This is a genomic window from Sphingobium agri (assembly GCF_023051225.1).
GTDB lineage: Bacteria > Pseudomonadota > Alphaproteobacteria > Sphingomonadales > Sphingomonadaceae > Sphingobium > Sphingobium agri.
The window spans coordinates 183226-207348 of record NZ_JALKHS010000004.1 but is presented as its reverse complement, the minus strand read 5'-3'; the positions used below and the strand labels follow the sequence as shown (position 1 = coordinate 207348).

The 24123-nt window shown below is 57.9% G+C and carries 22 protein-coding genes and 1 tRNA gene; 15 read left to right on the top strand and 8 right to left on the bottom strand.

Features of this window, described 5'->3' with window-relative positions:
• Window positions 1-158 precede the first annotated feature (158 nt).
• The 12 genes from MU848_RS02200 to MU848_RS02145 all read left to right on the top strand — a co-directional run bounded on the left by MU848_RS02200 (window position 159) and on the right by MU848_RS02145 (window position 10480).
• The gene (locus tag MU848_RS02200) at window positions 159-839 is read left to right on the top strand and encodes a DUF2490 domain-containing protein (protein ID WP_201515838.1); all 681 of its coding nucleotides are present in this window, start codon (window positions 159-161) and stop codon (window positions 837-839) included.
• Between the two features lie 106 nt (window positions 840-945).
• Window positions 946-2070 (top strand): 8-amino-7-oxononanoate synthase, encoded by a 1125-nt coding sequence (locus MU848_RS02195; protein ID WP_247229941.1) that lies wholly within the window; start codon window positions 946-948, stop codon window positions 2068-2070.
• A complete protein-coding gene (bioD, locus tag MU848_RS02190) occupies window positions 2067-2681 on the top strand; it encodes a dethiobiotin synthase (protein WP_247229939.1) in 615 nt (204 codons plus the stop codon). The genes MU848_RS02195 and bioD overlap by 4 nt, the downstream gene beginning before the upstream one ends.
• A gap of 102 nt (window positions 2682-2783) precedes the next feature.
• Complete coding sequence (locus MU848_RS02185) at window positions 2784-4805, top strand: M13 family metallopeptidase (protein ID WP_247229937.1); 2022 nt, start codon at window positions 2784-2786, stop codon at window positions 4803-4805.
• A 169-nt stretch (window positions 4806-4974) separates the two neighbouring features.
• Complete coding sequence (locus MU848_RS02180; protein ID WP_097092926.1) at window positions 4975-5409, top strand: DUF4168 domain-containing protein; 435 nt, start codon at window positions 4975-4977, stop codon at window positions 5407-5409.
• A 66-nt stretch (window positions 5410-5475) separates the two neighbouring features.
• The gene (locus MU848_RS02175; protein WP_097092530.1) at window positions 5476-6765 is read left to right on the top strand and encodes an adenosylmethionine--8-amino-7-oxononanoate transaminase; all 1290 of its coding nucleotides are present in this window, start codon (window positions 5476-5478) and stop codon (window positions 6763-6765) included.
• 59 nt (window positions 6766-6824) lie between these two features.
• A complete protein-coding gene (gene infA / locus MU848_RS02170; RefSeq protein ID WP_003049127.1) occupies window positions 6825-7043 on the top strand; it encodes a translation initiation factor IF-1 in 219 nt (72 codons plus the stop codon).
• 12 nt (window positions 7044-7055) lie between these two features.
• Entirely contained in the window at window positions 7056-7628 is a 573-nt protein-coding gene (locus MU848_RS02165; RefSeq protein ID WP_247229935.1) for a Maf family protein, read from the top strand.
• 62 nt (window positions 7629-7690) lie between these two features.
• Window positions 7691-8680: a ribonuclease gene (locus tag MU848_RS02160; protein WP_097092528.1), complete on the top strand. Its 990-nt coding sequence runs from the start codon at window positions 7691-7693 to the stop codon at window positions 8678-8680.
• Window positions 8670-8864 (top strand): DNA gyrase inhibitor YacG, encoded by a 195-nt coding sequence (locus MU848_RS02155; RefSeq protein WP_097092527.1) that lies wholly within the window; start codon window positions 8670-8672, stop codon window positions 8862-8864. Before MU848_RS02160 ends, MU848_RS02155 begins: the two co-directional genes overlap by 11 nt.
• Window positions 8865-8915: 51 nt before the next feature.
• Window positions 8916-8991 (top strand) — tRNA-Phe (locus MU848_RS02150).
• Between the two features lie 226 nt (window positions 8992-9217).
• Complete coding sequence (locus tag MU848_RS02145) at window positions 9218-10480, top strand: tyrosine-type recombinase/integrase (protein WP_247229933.1); 1263 nt, start codon at window positions 9218-9220, stop codon at window positions 10478-10480.
• 105 nt (window positions 10481-10585) lie between these two features.
• Here MU848_RS02145 and MU848_RS02140 read toward each other — a convergent pair whose 3' ends face one another.
• Entirely contained in the window at window positions 10586-13897 is a 3312-nt protein-coding gene (locus MU848_RS02140) for a type ISP restriction/modification enzyme (protein WP_247229931.1), read from the bottom strand.
• Window positions 13898-14136: 239 nt separating this feature from the next.
• Between MU848_RS02140 and MU848_RS02135 the strand changes: the two genes are divergently transcribed.
• Together MU848_RS02135 and MU848_RS02130 are read left to right on the top strand one after the other, a co-directional pair.
• Window positions 14137-14646: a DUF488 domain-containing protein gene (locus tag MU848_RS02135; RefSeq protein WP_247229929.1), complete on the top strand. Its 510-nt coding sequence runs from the start codon at window positions 14137-14139 to the stop codon at window positions 14644-14646.
• A gap of 44 nt (window positions 14647-14690) precedes the next feature.
• On the top strand, window positions 14691-15524 hold the full coding sequence (locus MU848_RS02130; protein ID WP_247229927.1) for a hypothetical protein: 834 nt from the start codon (window positions 14691-14693) through the stop codon (window positions 15522-15524).
• A gap of 301 nt (window positions 15525-15825) precedes the next feature.
• Here MU848_RS02130 and MU848_RS02125 read toward each other — a convergent pair whose 3' ends face one another.
• On the bottom strand, window positions 15826-16284 hold the full coding sequence (locus tag MU848_RS02125) for a hypothetical protein (protein ID WP_247229925.1): 459 nt from the start codon (window positions 16282-16284) through the stop codon (window positions 15826-15828).
• Window positions 16285-16464: 180 nt separating this feature from the next.
• Between MU848_RS02125 and MU848_RS19110 the strand changes: the two genes are divergently transcribed.
• Window positions 16465-16755 (top strand): DUF6626 family protein, encoded by a 291-nt coding sequence (locus MU848_RS19110; protein ID WP_380800030.1) that lies wholly within the window; start codon window positions 16465-16467, stop codon window positions 16753-16755.
• On the opposite strand, the gene MU848_RS02115 is transcribed toward MU848_RS19110, so the two are convergent.
• From MU848_RS02115 to MU848_RS02090, 6 genes are all read right to left on the bottom strand, one after another.
• Window positions 16737-17276, bottom strand: coding sequence for a recombinase family protein (locus tag MU848_RS02115; RefSeq protein WP_247229921.1), 540 nt, complete (start codon window positions 17274-17276; stop codon window positions 16737-16739). The two genes, MU848_RS19110 and MU848_RS02115, sit on opposite strands and share 19 nt — an antisense overlap.
• A 150-nt stretch (window positions 17277-17426) precedes the next feature.
• On the bottom strand, window positions 17427-18953 hold the full coding sequence (locus MU848_RS02110; protein WP_247229919.1) for a virulence-associated E family protein: 1527 nt from the start codon (window positions 18951-18953) through the stop codon (window positions 17427-17429).
• 445 nt (window positions 18954-19398) lie between these two features.
• Window positions 19399-20820, bottom strand: a complete 1422-nt coding sequence (locus MU848_RS02105; protein WP_247229918.1) for a hypothetical protein — start codon at window positions 20818-20820, stop codon at window positions 19399-19401.
• A complete protein-coding gene (locus MU848_RS02100; protein ID WP_247229916.1) occupies window positions 20817-22358 on the bottom strand; it encodes a hypothetical protein in 1542 nt (513 codons plus the stop codon). Before MU848_RS02100 ends, MU848_RS02105 begins: the two co-directional genes overlap by 4 nt.
• A gap of 91 nt (window positions 22359-22449) precedes the next feature.
• Entirely contained in the window at window positions 22450-23373 is a 924-nt protein-coding gene (locus MU848_RS02095; RefSeq protein ID WP_247229914.1) for a Kiwa anti-phage protein KwaB-like domain-containing protein, read from the bottom strand.
• An 8-nt stretch (window positions 23374-23381) separates the two neighbouring features.
• The gene (locus tag MU848_RS02090) at window positions 23382-23960 is read right to left on the bottom strand and encodes a hypothetical protein (protein ID WP_247229912.1); all 579 of its coding nucleotides are present in this window, start codon (window positions 23958-23960) and stop codon (window positions 23382-23384) included.
• Between the last annotated feature and the right edge of the window lie 163 nt (window positions 23961-24123).

Genomic DNA, 24123 nt, shown 5'->3' with positions numbered 1-24123 from the left:
GGCGTCGGACGGGGCCATTTTATCTGGTGCGATCTGGATCGGCCATGGCACATGATAACTTCAGAAACAATTGTCACAAAAACTACATAAAATGGAAATGACATGGTCACATAAAGGTCATAGTCGGCCCCCGCGCCACAAGGCGATGGGAGATCATGATGCGACCGACTTTGAAGCTGTTGACGGCCTCGCTGGCCTTGGCTGTGCCATCTCTGGCACATGCGACTGAGGATGATCAGCTTTGGACCGGCGTCAGCGCCACGGTGAAGCTGAGCGACAAATGGCGCTTCTCTCAGGAAGTCATCGCCCGGTTCAGCGAAGACCGTGACGGCCTTTACGAGGTCGAGATGAATTCGCTCCTCGGCTACAAGGTGACGAAGAATGTGACGGTCTGGGCGGGCTACACCCACGATCCCAACTACAATGCCGGCGAATTCGCCGTGATGGAGCATCGCGGCCGCCAGCAGGTAACGTTCGACAATATCGTGAAGATCGGTCCTGGCCAGTTGAGCGCGCGCCTTCGCCTGGAAGAGCGCTGGCGCGAAGGTGTCGATGGCACCGCGTGGCGCTTCCGCCCCTATGTCAAATATGTGCTGCCTTTCAAGGAAGGCGGCAAGACCGCCCTGGTGCTGAGCCATGAAAGCTTCATCGACCTCAACACCACCAATTTCCAGCGGGTCGAGGGGGAGGAGCGGATGCGCAACCTGATTGCCATCACCACCCCAATCACGAAGAATGTGAATGCGGAAATCGGCTATCTGCATCAGCATGGCTTCCGGCCCAATGCGGAAGATGCCAATGACAATGTGGCCTCCTTCGCGCTGAGCTTCTCCTTCTGATCATTCGAATTTGAACGGGGGAGGAGGGTGCCTCTCCTTGCTCGACGGATGAACGCCAGGCCCTCCAGCTTGCCCCTGTGCCTGTCGCGGGCCTATAGGGCCCGCCATGACAAGCGAACCCTTCCGCTCGCAACTGGCGGCTCTTGAAAGTCGCGGCCGCCTGCGCCGCCTGGTGCCGCGCGCCGGGCGCGATTTCGCCTCCAACGACTATTTGGGCTTGGCGTCCGATCCGATGATCGGCCAGGCGGTGGCGGATGCTGTGGCGCGGGGCGTGCCCGTGGGATCGGGTGGCTCCCGCCTGCTGCGCGGCAACGCGCCCGAGCATGAGGGGCTGGAGGCGAAGGCTGCGGCCTTCTTCCGCACGCAGGCAGCCTTGTTCCTCGCCAATGGCTTCGCAGCCAATAGCGCGCTGTTTTCGACATTGCCGCAGCGGGGTGACCTGATCGTTGCGGATGAACTGATCCATGCCAGCGTTCACGACGGCATTCGCCTGTCCAAGGCCGCCACTGTCTTTGCCCGGCATAATGATGTGCAGAGCTTCGCCGACCTGATCACCGCCTGGCGGGTGGAAGGCGGCAAGGGCCGCATCTGGATAGCGGTCGAAACGCTTTATTCGATGGACGGCGATACGGCTCCGCTCGCTGATCTTGCCAAACTGGCGGCGCAGCATGACGCGATGCTGATCCTCGACGAAGCGCATGGCACGGGCGTGTCCGGCCCGAGCGGCCGGGGCTTGTCCGCCGGGTTCGACGGGCTGCACAATGTCGTGACGCTCCATACCTGCGGCAAAGCCATGGGCGTGGAAGGCGCACTGATTTGCGGGCCGCAGATCATCATTGACTATTTGATCAACCGCGCACGAGCCTTCATTTTCTCCACCGCGCCCTCGCCTCTGATGGCGGTGGCGGCTTCGGCCGCACTCGATCGGATCGAGCAGGCGGACGACCTGCGCGCGCGGCTGAAGACGCTGTGCATCGATGCCGCCGAAGTGATCTGCGCACCCTTGGGCCTGCCTGCGCCACGTAGCCAGATCGTGCCGATCCTGCTCGGCGAGGACCGGCGCGCCATGGCTGCCGCCGCCGCGCTTCAGGAGGCAGGCTTCGACGTGCGCGGCATTCGGCCACCTACCGTCCCGCCGGGCACCAGCCGCCTGCGCATTTCCCTGACATTGAATGTCGGCCGAGCCGATGTGGCGGCGCTTGGTGAAGAATTGCAGAGGGTCTTGGGATGACGCGCTTCCTGGTCACCGGAACGGACACGGATATCGGCAAGACGGTCTTCGCCGCAGGCTTGGCGGGCGCACTTGGCGCATATTATTGGAAGCCGGTTCAGGCCGGGGTCGATCCAGAAGGCGACAAGGAAACGGTCGCCCGGCTCGGCGGCATTCCCAAAACCCATATCCTTCCCGAGGCCTACCGGCTCAGGACGCCCGCTTCGCCTCATCTGGCGGCGCGTATCGACGGGGTGGAAGTGTGTCTCGACAAGCTCACCCTGCTACAAGTGGAAGGGCCGCTGGTTGTGGAAGGTGCAGGCGGCGTGCTGGTGCCGGTCAGCGAAACGCTGCTGATGGCCGATCTCTTTGCATATTGGCAGCTGCCGGTGATTCTTTGCGCGCGCACCGCGCTTGGCACCATCAATCACAGCCTGCTCAGCATCGAGGCGCTGCGCAGCCGGGGCGTGCCGCTGGCAGGCATTGCCTTCATCGGCGATCCACATGAGGAGAATGAGCGGATCATCCCGCAGCTTGCCAAGGTGCCCAGCCTCGGCCGTCTCCCCCGCCTGGACCCGCTGGATGCTATCAGCCTGAAGGCTGCTTTTGCCGAGAATATCCGCCTGCCCTGAACCGGGCGGCAGCCGCTTTTGCGTGATTTTCGATAATTGACATGGACTTGTCACGCTGCGCCGGGTCAACTGCCATGATCGGATCAAGCAAGGGATGCTTCGATGAAAAATCTTCTGATGAGCGCCGCTGTTGGCGTTCTCCTGCTCGCCGCCAACGCCGCGCAGGCGGATCAGGCGCCACCGGCCAAGCCGACCTATGGCAGCTACGGCTTCGACAGCAAGGGCATGGACCCGTCCGTCAAGCCGGGCGATGATTTCTACCTTCACGCCAATGGCGGCTGGGCCAAGGCCACGCCGATCCCCGCAGACAAATCCAATTATGGCGCGTTCAACGTGCTTGATGACCTGTCGCGAGAGCGCACCCGGGGCATATTGGAGGAGGCGAGGAAAGACCCCGCCAGCCGGATCGGCATCGCCTATGCCAGTTATCTCGACGCGCCGACCGTGGAAGCGAAAGGGCTGACGCCCATCAAGCCCTGGTTCGCGAAGATCGAGGCGGTGAAGGACAAGGCTGGTTACGCCCGCTTGGCGGCGGAGGCTGCCCGGGCCGGCATAGCAGGGCCCTTCACCTTCTATGTGGGGCAGGATGACAAGGCGCCTGACACTTATATCCTGAACCTGCGCCAGTCGGGTCTGGGTCTACCCGACCGTGACTTTTATCTCCAGCCCGACCAGAAGATGGCGGCCATCCGGACCGCCTATGCCGCGCATCTGGAACAGATGCTGACGCTGGCGGGCGCGAGCAACGCAAAGGCCCGCGCTGCCGCCCTGATGTCGTTCGAAACGGAAGTCGCCAAGCTGCACTGGACCCAGATCGACAGCAGGGACGCGGACAAGACCTATAACCGGATGACCCTTGCCGAATTGCAGGAGGCCGCGCCCGGTTTCGACTTCGCCGCCTATTTCGCCGCCAACGGACTGAAACCAGAGGCGCTGATTGTCGCGCAGCCCACGGCGATCACCGGCGAAGCAGCACTGATCGGGCGAACCCCGGTCGAAGTGCTCAAGGACGCCCTTCTGCTGCGTAGCCTCCATAGCTATGCCACTTACCTGCCCGATCGCATTGCCGACGCGGACTTCGCTTTCTACGGCACCACCTTGTCGGGCACGCCTCAGCGCGAAGAACGGTGGAAGCGCGCGGTCGGCTTCGTCAAGGATGCGATGGGCGAGGAAGTCGGCAAAATCTATGTCGCCCGCTATTTTCCGCCGGAAACCAAGGCGGCGATGGATCAACTCGTCAAGAATGTGATCGCCGCCATGGGTCGCCGCATCGATGGCCTCAGCTGGATGAGCGATGGCGCGAAGGAGAGGGCGCACAAGAAGCTGGCGGCCTTCACGCCAAAGATCGGCCACCCCGACAAATGGCGGGATTATGGTGGGCTCGACATGGGGGCGGGCGATCTGTTCGGCAATGCGCTGCGGTCGAACCAATACGAATTCGATTATCAGATGGGCAAGCTAGGCAAGCCCATTTACCGTTGGGAATGGCAGATGACGCCGATGGAGATCAACGCTTATGCAGACTTCTCCATGGTGGAAATCGTCTTCCCGGCCGCGATCCTCCAGCCGCCCTTCTTCGATGCCCATGCGGATCCGGCAGTGAATTATGGCGGCATCGGAGCGGTGATCGGCCATGAACTCAGCCATCATTTCGACGACCAAGGCGCCAAATATGATGAAAGCGGCAAGCTCAACCAGTGGTGGAGCGATGCCGATGTCGCGGCCTTCAAACAGCTGACCGGCAAGCTGGTGAAGCAATATGACGCCTATGAACCCTTTCCCGGAGCGCATGTGAAGGGGGATTTCACGCTGGGTGAGAATATCGGGGATCTCGCAGGCGTCGCTGTGGCGCTCGACGCCTATCATGCCTCGCTCGGCGGCAAGCCTGCGCCGGTGATCGATGGCACCACCGGGGATCAACGCTTCTTCCTGAGTTGGGCACAGGTATGGCGGCGCAATTATCGCGAACCGAACTTGCGCCAGCGGCTCGTCACCGACCCGCATTCGCCCTCGCAATATCGGGCGGACACGGTGCGGAACTTCGATCAATGGTACGCCGCCTTCAAGCCTGCGCCCGGCAGCAAGCTCTATCTTGCTCCACAGGAGCGCGTGAGAATCTGGTGAAAAAATGAGGACAGGCAACGTTCCGGCTGCGGCGAGCCGTGACGATGCGGGGGATGAGTTGAACGGCGCCCGACCGTCACCCCTCAAATCTCACGTTTCGCCGGAACACTCTTTAAACCTTGTGCGCTCTTCCACAGCTTTAAGCCATCAAATTGCAAGGAGAAGCATGTTGACGGGTTTTCGTTCATCACTGGTTTTGAAGACGGCTATGGCATCGGTGGCTCTGTTGGCAGCGGCACCCGTTCTGGCTCAGGGCGCGGCCGCTCCGGCGACGCCCGCGACCCCAGCCACTCCGGCAGCACCTTCGGCTGCAGCAGGCAAATATAGCGATGCCGACATCAAGCTGTTTGCTGCAGCAGCGGTCGAAGTGACCAAGATTCAGTCCGACACCAGCATTGCCGACGCGGAAAAGCAGCCCAAGATGCTCGCCGCGCTGCAGGCATCGGGCATTGCGCCTGAAAAGTTCAATGAAATCGGCCAGGCCGCAGCTGCCGACCCGGCATTGCAGCAGCGTATCCAGGCGGCCGCTCCAGCAGCACCGGCTGCTCCGGCCAGCCCCGCTACGCCAGCTTCGCCCGCTACTCCGGCTAATCCAGCCAAGTAATCGGTAACGGCATGTTTCGGGGGAGGGAGCTTGGCCTGACGCTTTGGCTATTCTAAGCGTCTCGCCATGACCTCCCCTATATGGCACCCCTTCACCCAGCACGGCCTCAACGAAACCATCCCGCATGTCGTGCGTGCCGACGGCGCGTCATTACATCTGGTAGATGGAGGCACGTTGATCGACGCCATTTCCAGTTGGTGGGTGACGACGCACGGCCACTGTCATCCCCGCATCGCTCAGGCGATTGCGCAGCAGGCCGGGCAGCTCGACCAGCTCATCTTTGCCAGTTACACGCATGAACCCGCTGAAGAGGTAGCACGCGGCCTGATCGAACTGGCGCCGCGCGCGGAAGGGCGCGATCCGCTCGCCCATGTCTTCTTTTCCGACAGCGGGTCGACCTCCGTTGAGGTCGCGTTGAAGATGGCGCTCGGCTACTGGCACAATCGCGCGCTGGACGGACTGTCCGCGCCCCGGCATCGCATCCTCGTCCTCGAACATGGCTATCATGGCGACACGATCGGCACGATGTCGGTCGGCGAGCGCGGCGTGTATAATGCGGCATGGACGCCTTTGCTGTTCGATGTCGGCACCATAGCGTTTCCGGCACCAGGGGCCGAGCAGCAGACGCTCGACGCGCTGGAGGCCGCCTGCAAGGAGCATCCGGCGGCGTTCATCGTCGAACCGCTGGTGTTGGGCGCGGGCGGGATGCTGATCTACTCGCCGGAGATATTGCGGCAGATGGCGGAAATCTGCGCACGGCACGATGTCCTTTTCATCGCTGACGAAGTGATGACCGGATGGGGCCGCACTGGAACAATCTTTGCTTGCGAACAGGCGGGCGTCGTGCCCGACATCATGGCCGTCGCAAAGGGAATCACTGGTGGCTCCGTTCCGCTCGCGGCGACGCTCGCCACGGCGCGCATTTTTGACGCGCACAAGTCGCAGGATCGGGCGCGGCTCTTCTACCATTCGTCCAGCTATACGGCCAACGCCATCTCCTGCGCCGCCGCGGCCGCCAACCTCGCCATCTGGCGGGAGGAGGATGTGCTCGGCCGCATTGCTGCGCTCGAAAAGAATATGTCGCAGCGACTCGGAAGGCTGGCGCTTCATCCTGCCTTCACGAACGCCCGGCAGCTTGGCACGATCGTCGCGATCGACCTGATCGCGCAGGATGCAGGCTATCTGTCCGACCTTGCCCCACGCCTGCGCACCTTCTTCCTTGATCGGGGCATTTTGCTGCGTCCATTGGGCAACAGCATCTATCTGATGCCGCCCTATTGCACTGATGTGGATCAGCTGGATCACATCTTTGCAGCCCTCTCCGCAGCGGGTGATGCGTTCGGCGCGTCAGCCTGACTTCCATTTTCCGCATTTTGTCGTTATGGCGGCCCGATTTTCGGTTTCCCCAGGATATTATGGCAAAAGAAGAACTGCTTGAAATGCGCGGACAGGTTGTGGAGCTTCTCCCCAACGCCATGTTTCGCGTCCGGCTTGAAAATGATCACGAGATCCTTGGCCACACGGCTGGCAAGATGCGGAAAAACCGCATCCGTGTGCTGGTGGGCGACGAAGTGCTGGTCGAACTGACCCCCTACGACCTGACCAAGGGTCGGATCACTTACCGCTTCAAATAAGCCGCTTTTTCGATGCGGCTCATCCTTGCTTCGGCTTCGCCTAGACGGTGTGAACTTCTGGGTCAGATCGGCGTGCGTCCTGATATGGTGGACCCCGCCGACGTCGATGAAACCCCGTTGAAAGGCGAACTTCCTGGCCCATACGCTACGCGCGTGGCGGCTGAGAAAGCGGCGCTTGTCGCTGCCCGCCATCCCGGCGCGCTCGTGCTTTCGGGCGATACGGTGGTCGCAGCAGGCCGCCGCATTTTGCCCAAGGCAGAGGCGGAGGATGAGGCGCGCGCCTGTCTTTCGTTGCTCTCCGGCCGCCGCCACCGTGTGCTGAGCGCCATCACGCTCATCGATGGCGAGGGGAGGGCAAGGCATCGCCTCTCGACCAACATCGTGACGTTCAAGCGTCTGGAGCAGGCCGAAATCGACGCCTATATCGTCAGCGAAGAATGGCATGGCAAGGCAGGGGGCTATGCGATCCAGGGTCGTGCCGCCGGGCTGATCCGCGCGATACATGGCAGCCATAGCGCGATCATGGGTCTGCCCCTTTACGAAACCCGCGCGCTGCTGAAGGCAGCGGGCTATCCATTGGACTAGAGGGATGGCCAGGGGAATTGTACATTTCCGGCTCCGCGGTCCCGACCAGCAGGAATATAGTGATGGCCGAATGGCTCTATGAAGAAGGGATTGGCGAGGCCCGCGCCGCGCTGATCGAAAAGGGCCGTCTGGTCGAAGCGGAGATCGAGCGTGAGGGCGATGGCGCCCGCGCCGGCGCGGTGATGCAGGGCAAGCTCGTCCGGACGATCATTCCCAAGAAGCGCGGCATCGCCCGCCTGATCTCGGGCGAGGAAGTGCTGGTCGAGCCCATCCCGCCAAAAACTGCGGAGGGAGCGACCGTCCTCCTCGAAATTCTGCGCGAAGCCATTCCCGAGGAAGGCCGCTCCAAGCTCGCCAAGGCGCGCATCGCGCAGCCGGGCTCCAAGGTGCATCCCGCCCCCAGCCTGCTGCAGCGTCTGCGTGCAACCGGCATTCCGGTCATCCCGTGCCCCGCGCATGAGGAGGATCGCTTGGAAGCCCATGGCTGGAGCGAGCTCATGGAAGAGGCGATGTCCGGCGAGATCGGCACCGAGGAAGCGGCGCTCCGCATCTTCCCTACGCCTGCCATGATCCTGATCGACGTGGACGGATCGCTGCCGCCCGCCAAGCTCGGTCCAAAAGGTGCGAAGCTCGCCGCACAGGCGATCCGCCGCATGGGCCTGACCGGATCGATCGGCATCGATTTGCCCACCATGAACAACAAGGATGAGCGCGCTGTCGCCTCAGCGCAGATCGACAAATATCTGCCCCTTCCTTTCGAACGCACTGCGGTGAACGGCTTCGGGTTCGTCCAGATCATCCGACGCCGGGAGCGGATGAACCTCATGGAGTTGCTGCGGGCTGATCCGATCGAAACCGCCTCCCTCGCATTGCTCCGCCGTGCCGAGCGAGAGGGCAATGGCGGACCGGTGACGATCACCGCCGCGCCCGCCATCATCGACCGCCTTTACAAAGCCACCGACTGGCTGGAGCAACTCGCTCGCCGCCGTGGCGGGGCCGTCAGCTTGAAGGCGGACCCCGCGCTTGCCATATCGGCCGGCCATGTCGCCTAAATCATCCTCCTGCCCGATCTGCGGCCAGGCTTCACATCCGGACACGCGGCCTTTCTGCGGAAAGCCATGTCGCGATCGTGACCTTTTGCAATGGCTGGGCGAAGGCTATCGGGTCCCCGGAACCCCCGCCGCCGACGAGATGAAAAAAAGCGACGATGATGGGGTGGACAACCCCCTGGATTGATGCCTATAGGCACGCCTCTCAACGTCGCCGGTGGTTCTCCCCGGCGCCCGTGCCCGGGTAGCTCAGTTGGTAGAGCATGCGACTGAAAATCGCAGTGTCGGCGGTTCGACTCCGTCCCCGGGCACCACTATTTCCTAATAAAAACAGTAGCTTACCTAAAGTCTCGCTCTTTGATCGGGCTGGGGCTAAGCTAGCACAGTGCTAGCACGCGGCTTTTCACCCTTTCAGCAATATCATGGCGTTAACCTTCTGCGGCTTATGCTGCGAGGGGCTGATCTAGCACATTTCAAGCACAGCCAGCACAGTCCGCAAACCGGCCGGTGCTATGATTTTGGGGCATGTTACGCATGGAAATGAGCCGGGCAGCCGGGAAAGAGCCTTATTCGATATTTCAACGACCAGGCAGCGTGGTCTGGTGGGTGCGGTTCAGCATCCGGGGCGAAGGCCAGATCAGGAAATCGCTGGGAACGTCGGACGAGGCCGACGCACGGCGTCAGGCCGCAAAGCTCTGGCACGAAGCGCAGTACCGGAAGGAGAACGGCCTGCGCGCCGTCCAGCGGTCATTCCGGGTGGTGGCCGAGGAATTTTGCGATCATATGGATCGGCTCTCCGAGAGGGGCGAGGTCCGGCATGATCGCGGCGACCGAATCAGGCCGCTGGTCGAACGCTACTTCATCCCCTTCTTCGACAAGAAGCCCATCGACGCGATCACCGACGCGGATGTGACCCGTTATCACGAATGGCGCAAATCCTATTGGACGAGCGGCCCAGGCAAGGATCAAACCCATATCGAATATATCCGGGCTGGGAAGCGGGTGAGACGGCCAGCAACGGAAATGCGCCGCGTCCCCAGCCTGAGCAGCCAGCGCGGCGAAGCTGTCGTGTTGCGGCAACTTTTCCGGCAGGCGGCGAAATGGGGCTACATCAATCAGAGCCAGATACCGGACGTTGATACGCCGCGCGTGCCACCGTCACCCAGGCCCAGCTATTCGACGGGGGAGATGACCAAGCTGCAAAGGCTTGCCCTGAAGCGGATGGAGGACAAGAAGGTGAACGAGGAAGTCCGACGCGACCGGACGATTCTCTATGCCTATATCACCATCGCCTGCTGCACCGGGATGCGGCCGACCGAATTGCGAAACCTCAACTGGGGTGATCTGCTCGGTTATCGCGAAGGCTTCAACAAACGTCTGGGCGACCGGGACATCCGGATCAGGGCGCGAGGGAAGGGCAAATCTCGCGAATTCATACCGCTCGAATTTGCTTTGGGCGAGTTCGACCGGCTCTGGCGCATGTGGGAAGCCAATCACGATGGCAAGTGGCCTACAGATCAAGACCCGATATTCGCGGCACCGGATGGCCGGCGGCTGACCTCACTCAACAACAGTCTGAATTCGCTGTTGGAGGCGGCTGGGCTAAAGGAAGATCATCGCGGTAAGAAGCGCGATGCCTACAGCTTCCGGCATTTCTACATATCCCAGCAGCTTCGCGCGGGCGTCGATGTATTCGTGCTGGCGCGCAACACCGGCACCAGCCCCGACATGATCGACAAATTTTATGGCCAGGTCAGCGTCGAGCAGTTCAAGGACGCCCTGCGCCCCGATTGGATCGCATAGCCCCTCTATTTGCTCTATGAAGGGCTTGTGGGCATCGGAGCAACGTGGGGCTACGTTGACTTGTCCACAAGTCGAGGAGGCGTCTGAGGCGCACCGGAGGGGAGTTTAACCGAAATCAAATGTAGGTGCCCGGATGGTAGCCGGAGGCTGAGTCTCTTCCTGTGTAGGGACAGGAAGGTCTCCCGAAGATATCTGTGGGCCTTCACAGACGCGTTCGAGCAGATTGGTTAGCTGTTCCTGCCGATCACATGTTATTGTGAGAACCCGGACCAAGTCCAGCAACTCGTCATTCCACTCGTCCGGCCATTCTGTGGGCCGGATTTGATCGAGAGGAGTGGAGGATGAAGCTGCCCGTCCTGGTGCTCGTGCTGTGCGATAACCCAGCCATTTCGAAATGACGGGCATTCCACTCACTTGATATGCCCAAACGGCGGGTCTGACGCCCGATATTTGGCCATCTCCTATCCTCAATATTTCGGTCGCCTCATCATACCGAATGGCAGAGCTGTCGACCGGGATGTTGTTAACCGGTTCAATCCACCCGACCCCCTCGACGAAGGGAACGTGCTGACCTCGGTCGGCCTCAAGATTCTGAAAACGTTCAGCATACGTATGGAGCCATAGCAACTCTCGGCCTGCTGCGACGCACTCATGCCAAAGCGTTTGATCGGCAGTAAGAGGTACACGTAATCCTGGTGTACGAAGCTCTTCTTCAAATCGTTGCTGATAACCGTTAGCACTCAAAATAGCATAGACATAGGCAGCAACCTCTTCCGGCGAGGGGAGGTCGATTAGCAATCGGTTCGCGATCGTTTGACGAAAACCGGCAGTAATGTTCGGCTCGCGTGCGGCGGCATCTCGATAGAGCGGAATTATATCCTTGCCGCCATAGCTACCGCGAAAAAAGTGCAGGTCCGGTACGTGAGCAGTGACCGTCAGGCTGGGTCCGCTGGATATGTGGCCGGTAAGTAAGGACGCCAAATAAATCTGCGAATTTGATGCACTTTGCCATAGGGAAGGGCTTTCGGTTTTAGCCATTCTCGCGTCATTGAATGCCCATTGACGGTCAAAGCTACGATAACCGTAACGGGTAATTGGCTCATGAGGAGTGTCTACGTTTACCGTTGCCAACGGTTGAAGCCCCGACACCCTCGTCTCGACGGTACGGCCAGAGCTTGCAGTCATGAACAGCTGCGGTTTTTCTTCACGGGATGCCGAAGCGAAGCGTTGCCAACGACGTTCGAGTACCTGCGGTGTTGGAGCAATAGGCCAAGTTCTACCGAATTTACAGCCAGGCTGCTGCCAAGGGAAAATTTGAGTGATTAGAGGTATTTCTGCCCATTCTGCTCCGCCCGTGGAAGGAACAAGCGGGTCACGCCAGCCGGTAGGACCTTCAAGCCATTCGCCTTGAAAGGGAGTGCCAAGCTCAGCCATTACCCTCATGGCCGCGAGCTTTTGCTCGGCAGTCCCCCGTATCCTTCGGTAGTTAACAGTGGCAGGCTGGGTACGGTCGGTTGCACCGTCCCTGACCAAAACTACAATCGCGACGGGCGTTTCTATCGCGAATACGTTTTCCTCGGGATTAGCGCCACGATTGTCGCCTCCCAAGTCAATAACCCATACTTCATCGCATATTTCGCGGACAAGTTGCCTTAAACCCATAAAGCCAGGACCCGTTAGCCAACTAGCCCCCGTAATGAGTGCCACTACTCCAGGCCCGTCTCCATGGGCTTCAAACGCCTTCCAAATACTCCAGCGCCAGAAATAAACATATAGGTTGTATAGGTTAGCTATATGAGCAAAGTTTGTGTTCTCGTTCGCTACATTGTAAATATCATCAAAAAGACTTCCTGTATCGTTTCGATCAGGAACTCTCCCATCAATAATCCATCCTCCTGAACCGCGCCCCTCCGCTGCACGTTCAACTCTTCGATATGGTGGATTTCCGATCACGACGGTTACGCGTTGAGCCAGTTTGATTTGGCGAGCACGATCTTGTTCCGCAGCCAGCGTTTCCGCATCGCCGAAAAGGGCATATTGGTCCCCTGCCGTGAGGGGTGACTCGAGAGTGTCAGTTAGGATTACACGTGCAGTGCCGACGCGCCCCTCCGAAAGGTGAGACAACCGTTGCGTGAGCCGCAGGTGCGCTACGGAGTACGGCCCAGGTAGCAATTCAAAGGCATACAGATTCTCGGCCAAAACGGCCGCGGCCTGCCTTTCACCGGCTGCGCCTCTGACGAGTATTGCGCGTTGAACCGCTCTGTCGATTACCGTCAATGGGAACGTGCCGGTGCCAGTGGCGGGATCAAGTGTGACAACCTGATTATCAGCGAAACCCAACCTTCGACCAAAACGTTCTATGAGCAGGCTTTCAGTCATTGAGGTCATCGCCTGAACGATGGCGATCGGCGTATAATAAACTCCCGCCTGGCGGCGTTCCACTGGATCGTAGGTGGCGAGAAAATCTTCATAGAAGTACAGCCATGGATCGCCCCGCCGATCGCCGCTCGCATTTACCCGAGCCGGATTGACTGCACTGATTAACGTTTCCAACGCTCCCAGCTCGACACGCACCGCCTCTGCCAAAGGCGCGCGATCGATCAAAGGAGCGAACGCCGCAGCGAGAACTGGGCTGGATTGTCGAATTGCCGCTCGGGCTTCACCCACGGTTATAAAGCCGTCGTGATCAGCATCGGCTGTGGGCACGGTCAATACCGCCAACACCATGCCGTAAGCTATTACTTGCGATATTCCGTCAGCAAAGTCTTTCGGACTGGCATGGGCATACACGTGTTGCTGCCAGGCGCGCAGACTGCCTTGTGCGAGGGTGCCGGCATCTCCAGGTTGGTCGAGAAGCCAGAGCAAGCGATCCCGGAGATCAGCGGTACGTACAGCGAGACGACGCGAAAGCGCAGCTACATCGGTTATTGGAGTCGGAGTAAGCTCGAAGAAACGTCCAAGCAGCCGAACCAATGGTGTTTCATCCCAGGTGGCAGCTTCAGTGTAAGGAAGTCGGGCGGGGTCTCCGATTGGTTCGCCGTCTCTATAGAGTTGGGCCTCGATACCATTACAAATCACTAAAATTTCAGCTTCAGAACGCATCCGCTCCCATTGCGTAGCGTTGCGTCCTCTCCACTGTGAAACATCGACGGAGACGTTAGGGGCTTTGAGTTCCACAAAACCCTTCTGGCGGCTTGTACCGCCTTGCGTAAGTACCGCAGCGAAATCAGGACGAGTCCTGTCGAGACGTGTCTCCCGGATCAATGTAAGCGCGCCCAACCCGGCTTCCGCCGCCACCCCGGAAAATAAATTGCTAACGGGAGTAGTAAGCTGCGCCTCTTCTTCGCCATCAACCGATGCGGTTGCTGCCGCATGCACAGCTGCCTGATAAGCCACTGCTAAATCAACGAAAGTCATATCTTTCCCCCGAATGGTTAGCTACTGCACTCTGAAGGGGCGGGCAAGCGAGCACATGAAGGCGGTTTCGATGCCGCGAGCCATCCGATTAGGATCGGGCACTTCGCTATCGAGCGTTGTATTGCCCTGGCTGCACCTGGGCCTTCTCAGAAGGCCAAGTCCCGTCTTTCGCCACCCGGCAAATCTGCCTCACTCTAGACTCGATTTTATTGTATCGGGCAGCAAACCAAGGAGACACAATGCGCCGAAATTTATATACTATTGGCTATGAGGGCGCGGAAATCTCGCACTTTTTGGAGACTTTGCGGGATTGTGGTATCCAGCGTGTAATCGATATCCGTGATGTACCGGTGTCCCGAAAGCCTGGGTTCTCAAAACGGGCACTCTGCGCGGCGCTTGAAAAACAAGGCATCAGCTATTCTCATTTTAAGCCGCTGGGCGATCCCAAAGCAGGACGCGATGCCATGCGCCGTGGTGACTATGAGGCATTCTCGAAAATCTACAATGCGCATCTCGCGTTAGAAACGGGGCAGCGCGCTCTGAAGGAAGCAATTGAACTGGCTAGCCGCCAAAGTTCGGCGCTACTTTGCTTCGAGCGGAGCCCGAAGGAATGCCATCGTACCATTGTGGCGATTGAGATGTGCAAATACGTCGAGTTCGATGTACGCAACTTGGGCGTGAACAAAGAAAATCAGCGGGGGAATCATATGAGCGCAAACTTGAAAGGTATGGCCGCCGTTTCATTGTAATGTTATTTTCCGCTGGAGCATATGCAACGGCAGGAGACGATAGTTTGGCGGGTGTACGGCGCGAACGTATATTGATACTCTGCAAGACCTATCCGTCGCCCAGCGGAAAGCATGCTGAGACGTCCTGTGTCGCGGGTATGACTACCGATGGCGCGCTCATAAGACTTTTTCCAGTGCCTTTTCGGCTCATCCGAGATGAGCAGCAGTTCAAGAAATGGCAGTGGATTTCGGCTCAAATTTACAAAGCGAACGACGACCGGCGACCTGAGAGCTATAAAATCTATGTGGACACCATCAATGTGGATGGCGCGCCAATTTCGAGTAACAATGCCTGGGATGCACGTCGGCGCGAGCTTAGCAAGCTCCAGCTGTTCACGGATTTTCGCGAACTTGATTATGCGCGAGAGGCTGAGGGGATAACGCTCGGCTTACTACGGCCAACCAACGTTTTGGGTCTTGATATCACTCCCGTTGATGACCCAAATTGGACGGACGAGGAACTCAAGAAGCTCTTGCAGCACGAGCAGCAGGCCGGATTGTTTGACGAAAAAGATGCCGGTGCCATTCGGACTTTACGCAAACTGCCCTTTGCATTTCACTACCGCTATGAATGCGAAATTGAAGGAAAAATGCGGAACTATCGCCACAAAATTGCCGATTGGGAGATAGGCGCACTCTACTGGAACTGTCATCAGCGTTACGGCGACGCTTGGGAGAGCCCCTTCCGCGAGAAGGTCGAACAAAGTCTGCCCAGTAAAGACCTCATGTTTTTGATGGGTACGATCCACCGTTTCCCGGACCAGTGGCTGATCGTCAGCGTTATCTATCCTCCGCACGAACGCGCAGGCGCGATGGTGCAAACTGAACTGGCATTCTAGTGGCGCTCCATGGCGCGCTGGACGAAAATCTCAGTTGATCGCATCCCCGCTGATTACGGCTGCCCGTTGTTGGGAAGAAAATAAGATGGAAGGCGGCCAAGGGCGCTGGCTCCGAACCACAATGTGCGCTTCAGCCAGGTTGAGTTGGAGCAGTAGGCGAAGCGTCCGGTAATGTTGTTCCGTTATGTCGCTGACATTGTAACGTCGCATCAATATTCATCCGCCAGCATGATGGTCATTACCGTGAACCGGAAGTGTTCATTGAGGCGGGCAATAGTCGCCCGCCTCTCGGCGTCCTGGGTCACGCGCCTGCCTTCTTGGCCTTGGGCTTGAAGTTGGCCTTGCGCTCCGCAATGGCGGTGGTCAGCTGTGGATCGAGCTCGCCCGAGTTGATCGCTTCGATGATCGATGCGATAATGCCGGGCATTTCCGCCAGATTTTCGACAGCGACCGCGTTCATGCCCTTGGCGAATTCCAGCGGCTTGCTGCCGTAGCGCAGCTGGAAGAACAGCTTACCGCTGGCGTCGGTGAACCAGCCCTTTCGGACGGTGCGAGGGGCATCGACCCGGATTTTCTCGCCCTCCATATTGGTGCGCGTGACCTTCTTGGTCGCGCTGAAGGTCGTTCCGGCGATCTCGGCTTCGGCCAGCGCCTTCTGCTCTTCCAGATAGCGCAGCAGCTTCGCCCGGAAACCATGCTGCGAGGAGCCGGGATTGACCGGGCTGGCAGCGGTAAGCTTGAGGGACTTGAGGATCGACATCGGCATCTCCTTGTTCGTTTCGGACAAGGCGAGCCGTAACGTCGTCGTTCATGAGAGCGACCGAAGATTGGCCTTAACGATCAGAAAAATAATAGAAAATAATTCATCCGCCACGATCAAGGATCGCGCGGCCGCGCAGCCATAAATACGAGCAGAATCGTATTTCGAGGATTTTTTGCTATGATCGTGGACGACATCTACACATTTTTTCGAGCAGTCGGTGCGACCAGCTCCCATGCTCAGTTCTCGGTCCAACATATGGGTCATAGTCGGCGCTATTATGATTATCTGCGCTGTTCTCGCGCCCAGCCCAATGTTCGGGCGGTCCTGCGCCTCGCTCTGACGCTGCTGGACATGGCATTGGACAGCGATCTGACACCAGATCAAAACCGCCGCGCCTCCGGCCTGGGTAAGCGCGCCTTCGCCTATGTTATTCGCCGCTGCCGCCCGAATCACCCAAGCAAGCGATAAACCGTCGCCGGGCTGCATTTAAGTTCACGGGCAATTGCGCGGGGTTTCATACCATCGTCGCGCAGCTTCTGAACAACCACGGGGTCGAAGCGTTGCTTGCCGCCCTGATATACGCCACGCGCCTTGGCTTTCTCGATCCCTTCGCGCTGGCGCTCCTGCCTGATGTCGAGTTCAAATTCCGCGACAGCGGCCAATATGCCCAGCATGAGCTTCCCGTGGCTGGTTGTGGTATCGAGGCCGCCTTGTTGCAGACAGCGGAAACCCACGCCCTTGGCCGTCAGGGCCGATACTATATTATGTAGGTCTTGCGCCGACCGGGCGAAGCGGTCGAGCCGGGTTACGAGGAACGTGTCGCCCTCCCGGCAGAAATCGAGTGCGGCCTGTAGCTGCGGCCGGTTCGATGCCGATTTACCGCTGACCTGCTCCTGAAAGATTTTCTCGGCGGCGTGGGCAGCAAGCTGCTCCATCTGCACGTCGAGCGATTGGTGGGTGGTCGATACGCGGGCATAGCCGACAAGCATGGCTCCTCCTTTGGGCGGTTCAAGACCCTGCTGCGATTGTGTCTTTTGGACGGAAGAGCAAGCCTGCCAAGACGCCTTTCCGCAGGCGGAACGATGTCTTGGCAGGCTATAGTCGATTTAGACGGCATACCGCCTGTTATGTCGCCCGGCTCACAGGATGCGATACTGTGCGCCGTTTCGGTCAGATTTCTTCTCCACATTCAGGTCGGGAGCTGCCACGGGGATGTTTGTCAGCACTCGCCCGAACGCCCCCAGGCTTGTCTGGTCTCGGGGATAGGCTTCCGCTTCCCACACGCGGTAAGCGGAATGAAGGGTCGATGCGCTGGTCCAGCTTCGATAATTCTGTCCATAATGACGGACCCATACTTCGACTGGATGCTGGGTGCGGTTTTCCTCTTGCTGGGCGCGCAGCAGATGCATCATATTCATGGCGACCATCGGATCGAATGCGCGTTCATCAACGCTTTTCCACAGCATGATCCAATCGATGGCATTGATCGCGTCGTAGTCCGGATTCGGAGTGAATTGCAGTTCTGCAAAGCGGCGCACGCCGGTGTCGTCATACACCAACTGCCCCAGGCTCTTGTTCGAGCATCCGATGAAGGTTGCGCAGTTGCGTACTTGTGCGGTGTCATTTTGCTTCATCAACCGGATCGGCGCATATTCTCGGGTAATCAAATTCTTCACATGGGATACGTCAGCCCTAGCCAGCAGACCCATCTCGTCCAGGAACAGGATATAGGAACTCCAAATATCAATGGTCTTGTTATCTGTGATAACCCCGAAATCGGTGCCGCTCTTGAAGTCTTCTAGCGGGGCGGTCATGCGCTCGACAAACTGAGTTTTGCCCTTCCCCTGCGCACCTGTAATGACTGGCATTAGATGATTGGTTACGGGAAGATTGTGCGCCTTCCGCTTCACCTGCCACATGAACTTGCGAATGACAGAGATAGCGAAGCCAGGGCAGGTGGCCGCGACATCGAAGCAGGCCGCTTCCATGTCTTTCCACATCTGTTCACCGCAAGGTCCGGTAGCGCGGCCCTTCTCATACGCGATATCGATAAACGCTTCGACTTTGCGGATGCGAGCCATTTCCTTTTTCCATTCGGCGATAGCATCGCCGATGGAACTGTCCCTATAACCAAGATGCAGGTCATCGTTCGCAATCCGCAGTTCGCGGGCCAAGTCACCAATATCGTTACCATCGGCGTTCGCCAGCTCATGGATTTGCCTGGTTTGATCGCACTGAATGGCATTGTCATCGTCAATCACCGCGTTACCCCATCGAAAGGAACGTGTGCGCTTGATTATGCCTCTCGGTGAAACCGCGATGCGGTGCTGTTCTGTGTATAATCGGACGAAGTCCGCCGCACTTGTCGGTAGGAATCCCAACGCGGCTTCGATGCGCAGGTCGCGCGCTGCCTTGGCAATGGCCTTATCGAACTGCGATTTTGGCATCACGCCGTTGTCGGATACCCAATCCCTAACGATTGCATTGTTCTCCAAGGGATCAAGCAGGGCTATCACCTCGCCCATGTTGATCCGGTCGCCTCTGACCTTTTGCGCCGCTAACTTGTTCACGATGGCGATGAGCTGTTCGGGATAGGAGATTTCGGCCGCCGGGATTTCGTGGGGCACGAGCGATAGTTGAGGCTTCACGCCTTCTTGTTTTTTCATATTTTTTCCTTCGTAAATGATAAGCCCGCTGCGCGGACTGGTACACGCAGCGGGTCGGCTATCATCACGTTGGACAAGGAGCGCAGGCCTGCTGCCGAAGCGACAGCTACCAGCCTGCGCTTCGTATTTAATTATGCAGCCGCTGCCCTTCAGATCGCAATATTAATCGTTATTCCGTCACATTATAGGGCCTATCCACCGCGTCTTTCGCGGGTCCACCACGGCCTGGCTGTGTCGTTATCCGCAGTTCTGCGCGGGTTTTTTTGGCTGTGGTAGATGTGATGGATGTGATGGGAATTTTCATTGAAAAATTGGGGAGATGATAGTGCCAGATATTCGTAAGAAGAACCGTCGAAATAACCCCAACATCCATCACATCTTCCACATGCCATTCTTATTACGGCCTGTGCCGCGACGGCTAGTGGGCTGATCCAACACGAGCCGATCAGGCCAAGCCGTTGAGCAAGGTCCGGTTTGTGCGGATCAACTCGTCTGGCCTATCGGAAGCGAATATCTCGGGGATCAATCCCTTGAGTTCCAGCAGCCGCGCCGGAACGTGCATTCTGTCCCCGACTTCATAAGCGTCCAAGCCGGTTAGCATCGTACGCAGAAAAATTTCCACATTGTGGTTCATGACGACCAGATAAGATGTGGTGTCCCAACTTGCCCGATCGGGCTTGTCAGTAGGCGGAAGCATGATGTCCCCCAGTTTTACCCGTTGACCAATTTGGCTGCCGATGAACTTGCGCGGTTCGGGCCAGCCCATGCCTTCAAACAGGCCTCCATCCAGAATCCCCCCTTGCACGTCACCCTCGAACAACTTTGCTTTCCAAGCCTTCTCCAGCGCTTCGTTCAGCAAAAGAGTGGAACCTACGTGCGCCGGGTCGGAAATTCGCACATGCTGGGTTGACCAGCGCGCTGGACTGAGCGTGCAGCTTACGAGTATGGAACCGTAACCGGCCGTAAGGAAAGGACTGGACACGTCGAACGACACGCGGAAGCGTGGATTGACGGTTCTGACCGCCTGCTGAATTGAGGTCAGGATGCAGCCATGCTCCAGGCCGCCAACGCCAAGAAAGTGGCACCAGTCGCGATCGAGTAGATCATCGTCGCGCATGTCGATCAGCCGCCGCAGCACGATGTCATATTGCAAGCGGCCCGCACCTGCGAAAGACCAGCCTTCGAACGGATAATGTTTGACCCGATTATACCATTCCTTGCTTTCCCGTTCGTCGCGCCCTTGCAGGACGTTGATGAGCTTGGTCGCGCCAGCCCTGCGGTGTTGGACGAACCAGTCATTATTATAGAGCGTCTGGTAGAGGCAGGCGTTGAAGTCGGGACCAAGCCCGTTTTCTCGATGCAGATCGTTCAGCGTATAGTCGACGCCGCCGATGGTCAGTTGATCGAAATATTTGCCCTGCCGCTCAATGCGCTCGCGATGTTGCGCAATGGATCTGGTACCGATACTGCCCGTGGGCACGTCCAGCACCATTGACCAGTCGCAATGGGCTTCCATCCATTCGAGCAGCCGCTTGCGTGTCTTGTCTCCCTCCCATGTGATTTTACCGGTCTGAATTTGATAGCCCCCGCTGTCACCGACCATCGTGCAACCTGATCCGCGCTTGGTTACGAAATTAGTCTGTCTGGCGATGGCGTTCGTTTTGGCCGCCTGCCCTGCGCTGAACAGGGCGGCGTCTATATGGAAGAGGCCGCTAGCCGGATTGAGAAAATCGAGATCGGTCAACGATACCGGTACGCGACGGCGAGTGGTGGATTCCAATTCATCGGCATACATATTCGATATTGCAGGCAGAAAGCGCGCAAAATGATCGGGATAATGCATGGTCGGTGGTATTGGGCCGCTCATTCGGCCGCCTCCAGCTGGCGCGAATTCTCGGCCTCAACAAAGAGCCTGGTGAAAGGCGTTGTATCGCGCTGCAATTCTAGCGAATTAGGTATGACCAGCGATACATCGACACCGTCCACGTCCGCCGCCAGTTCGACGAGCGTGCTTCCGCCCCGGATGAATATATTTGTGTTGCCCGCGAACTGGTCAAACAGCTTGAGTGCTTGAAAGAAAGGAGCTGCGGGCAGTGTGAGTGGTTCGAAGGCGACGCCATCGACCACATTGAACGGGATGCTATAGGAAATCGCCTTGCCACCCACTGTCACAAGATCCAGGCTGAGACTGTCGCCATCGGCATCGAAAGTGATCCTGGCATTGCGCTTTTCACTTAGCTGTCTGCCGTCCCCAAGCCCGATCCTGCGCCCCGCGCTCAACAACGTCTCCCCAAGATGGAGGACGTCCCGCCGCATTGACGAAGTGAGATTGAGTGCGAAGGCTATGCCAAGGTCGTCCTCGGGCTTGAGCGTCCTAACGCTGGGCGCAATTGCTTCATGCGCGTCGGTTACAATCTTCGTGACACTGCTACCCGCCGTTAGCGCCAGCTCGACGACAGGACGGCCATTCGCATCGATCATGTCCGTGGCGGACAATGTGGCATCGTCGTCGGCATCTGCAACAAAGGCAACAAGATCGGCCTTCCCATCCGTGAAATGCATCCATTGCCCGTCCGGCAATCCGTCGATAGCTGAGAAGTGTGCGACCGTAAGGACGCCACCATGGCCCTGGGCGCGCAGTTCAATCCGCCCGTCTTTGGAATGAAGGCTGACGATCCGGGGCGCGCTGTTCTTCGACGGAACAAGTCGGATGAATTGCATCGCCTCGGATAATGCATGAAATGGTCCGCTCATCGGCCTGGCGTATTGCAGAAGGCGGCTGTTCATCGCCTGATCCTTTGCCACCACGTCGATGATCTTGAACGCGCCCATTGCATCAACATGGACCAGCACCTCGGCAAAGCCGTCTATACCCTTAAATGCAGGATCGTCGCGCAAATCCGGCCATGTGGCCAGGCGTGCCTTTGTCGATGGCAAGGCGTCGCGCAACGCGCGTGCGCGCTGATCCTTTTCCGTTTGAGCAGCAAAGCGAGCGAGCTTCTCCACGCCGGGGCCCTTAGGCCCAATATACGCGGATAAAATCTTCGCGTCATGGCCCAGCTTGTGGGCCGCGCCCAAAGCTTTCGCATAAGTCGAAAGTCGGCTCTTGGCGCGTTTGGGAAAGATAATGTGCGTCAGCGCCGTATATGGATTGTCGCGGGTTGGCTTGTTCCATTTCCGTCCCTCGCCACGGATGAATGCTTCCAGGTCATCCGGCGATGTTCGCAGCGTCTCGCCAAAGGCATAAAGCTCCGCCAGCGCCGTCCGCAGCGCCTTGCGCGATCCCTCGTCGGCCCGATCCACCGAGGCAGCAAGCTTTTTGCAGTTTTCGAATTGAGCTTCCATGCCCGCGCTGAGCGGCGGGCGCGGTGACGTGCTAATCTTGACGACAGGCGCTTTGGCCATGTTTTCCCTTTCAGCGAAGCTTCAAAGTTCCGTTACGGAACTTTCCGCCCATCGCGGTGAAAGGTAAGAATTTAGTTTAGCCCGCTATCTTCTAAGTCACCCGGGTCGCGTCTGGCACATCATAGATGTTTTCGGAAAATGCAGAAGCGAGGCGGTGATCCAACAGCGCAGTGATAATATCGCGGCAAGTTTCCGCCGTAGGAACGATTAATCCGTTCGGATCAAAGGTGAGGGTCAGGCCGTGCGCTGCATGATGCTGTCGCAGTTTTTGCATGAAGTTTGCATCTCTATAATGCCCCTTCTGCCTTATAGAACACATGCGACGCAGTTGAATTTTGTTGGTGCCAACGTAGTCCACCAGCGGTCCTAGAGCCGAGAAAAGCTGAGAAAAATCTTCTTCTGCCTGCATCGTTGCGAATTCGTCTGCGTGAGCCTGCCTGTAATGAAGAACGGACTCGAAATTTGCCTTGTGCGGTATAACGATCTTGTCATCGGCAATGAAGAAATCGACATTTTTGGACAGGGAAAAGCTGGGAGACTGATCGAGTTCTAACGCATTGTCCCTGTAAACCATATCGATCAACGCTCTGCGCTTTTTCGTTCGCCACGAGCTATCAGTCCGCCGCACGGCATGCAGGACGCTGTCCCCATTGGTAAGCCGGACAACGAAAAAGCTTGTATTTGTGATGTGGGCTTCGGCGCTTACCTTCTTTTGCGGCGCAGCATTCGCTGACTGAGCAACGATCAGGCCAGCGTGAGTTTCGACGGTATCAATGATGAGGGCACTCGCCTCATTGTTCTGCGCCAGAAGTCCATATTCGTGTACCTCCTCAATCCGGCTCCGAGCCTCGATTACAGAAGCCTTCAACGTTGCATTGAGGTCATCGTCTGTAGTGATCCAGCGTCCCGCATAGGTTGGAGCGGCTCCAGCAATCCCCCCTGACTTTTTGAAAAGCCACACCGTCAGGGCGGCATTCTGGATATCGAAGTCACTGAGAGCTGCTGGAATTGGCATCGTGAACCCTACGGCTTAATGATTTGAATGTCTTGGACCGATGATTGGCGATAGCGTCCCAGCTCCAAATGCCCCTTCACCAGAGCGCGGCCTTTGAATATGTCGGAACTGCCCGCAAAGTTGTAGGTGATGTTGTAGAGCCGCCAGTTGAGCGCGATCAGAATGGGGTTGAGGAAAACTTGCCCCGACTTATGCGTAATCCAGAACATCCAAGCCAGGAAAACACAGAAGCCCACGAACTTGTCGGTCTCATGATAATTGATCCCCATGAACGATACGACATAGGGGAGGGTATAGTTCATTAGGTCCGTGGGCACATACTCAGCCTCACAGACATTAATTTCTTGAGCCGGGTGAATGAGCGCCAGCGAGAATACAGTTAGGCAAAAACAAGCGAGTGTAACCAATAGCAGACCTATGGAATATCCGGCATCATGCACCGGAATTTCACACCAGCCCGGGTCAAGCGGCCAGCAGAACGAATTACGCCAGGCGCTATAATCGATGTTCTGAGAAAACAGGATTACAGCAAGCGGCAGATATGACCCTAGAAACACCATGATCGCCGAAAGGAGCCTGAACTGCATTGTCCCGATTTACATACCGGCGCAATTCAAGCCAAGCAACTTTGTGCGCACTGCTCTTGTGTTTCTCGCATCGGGCCGGGATGGTTATGTCCCTTTGACACCCGATCCGCCGCATAGGCCAAAGCGAAATATGGCTGGACCGATTAGCCGCGCATTACATCTG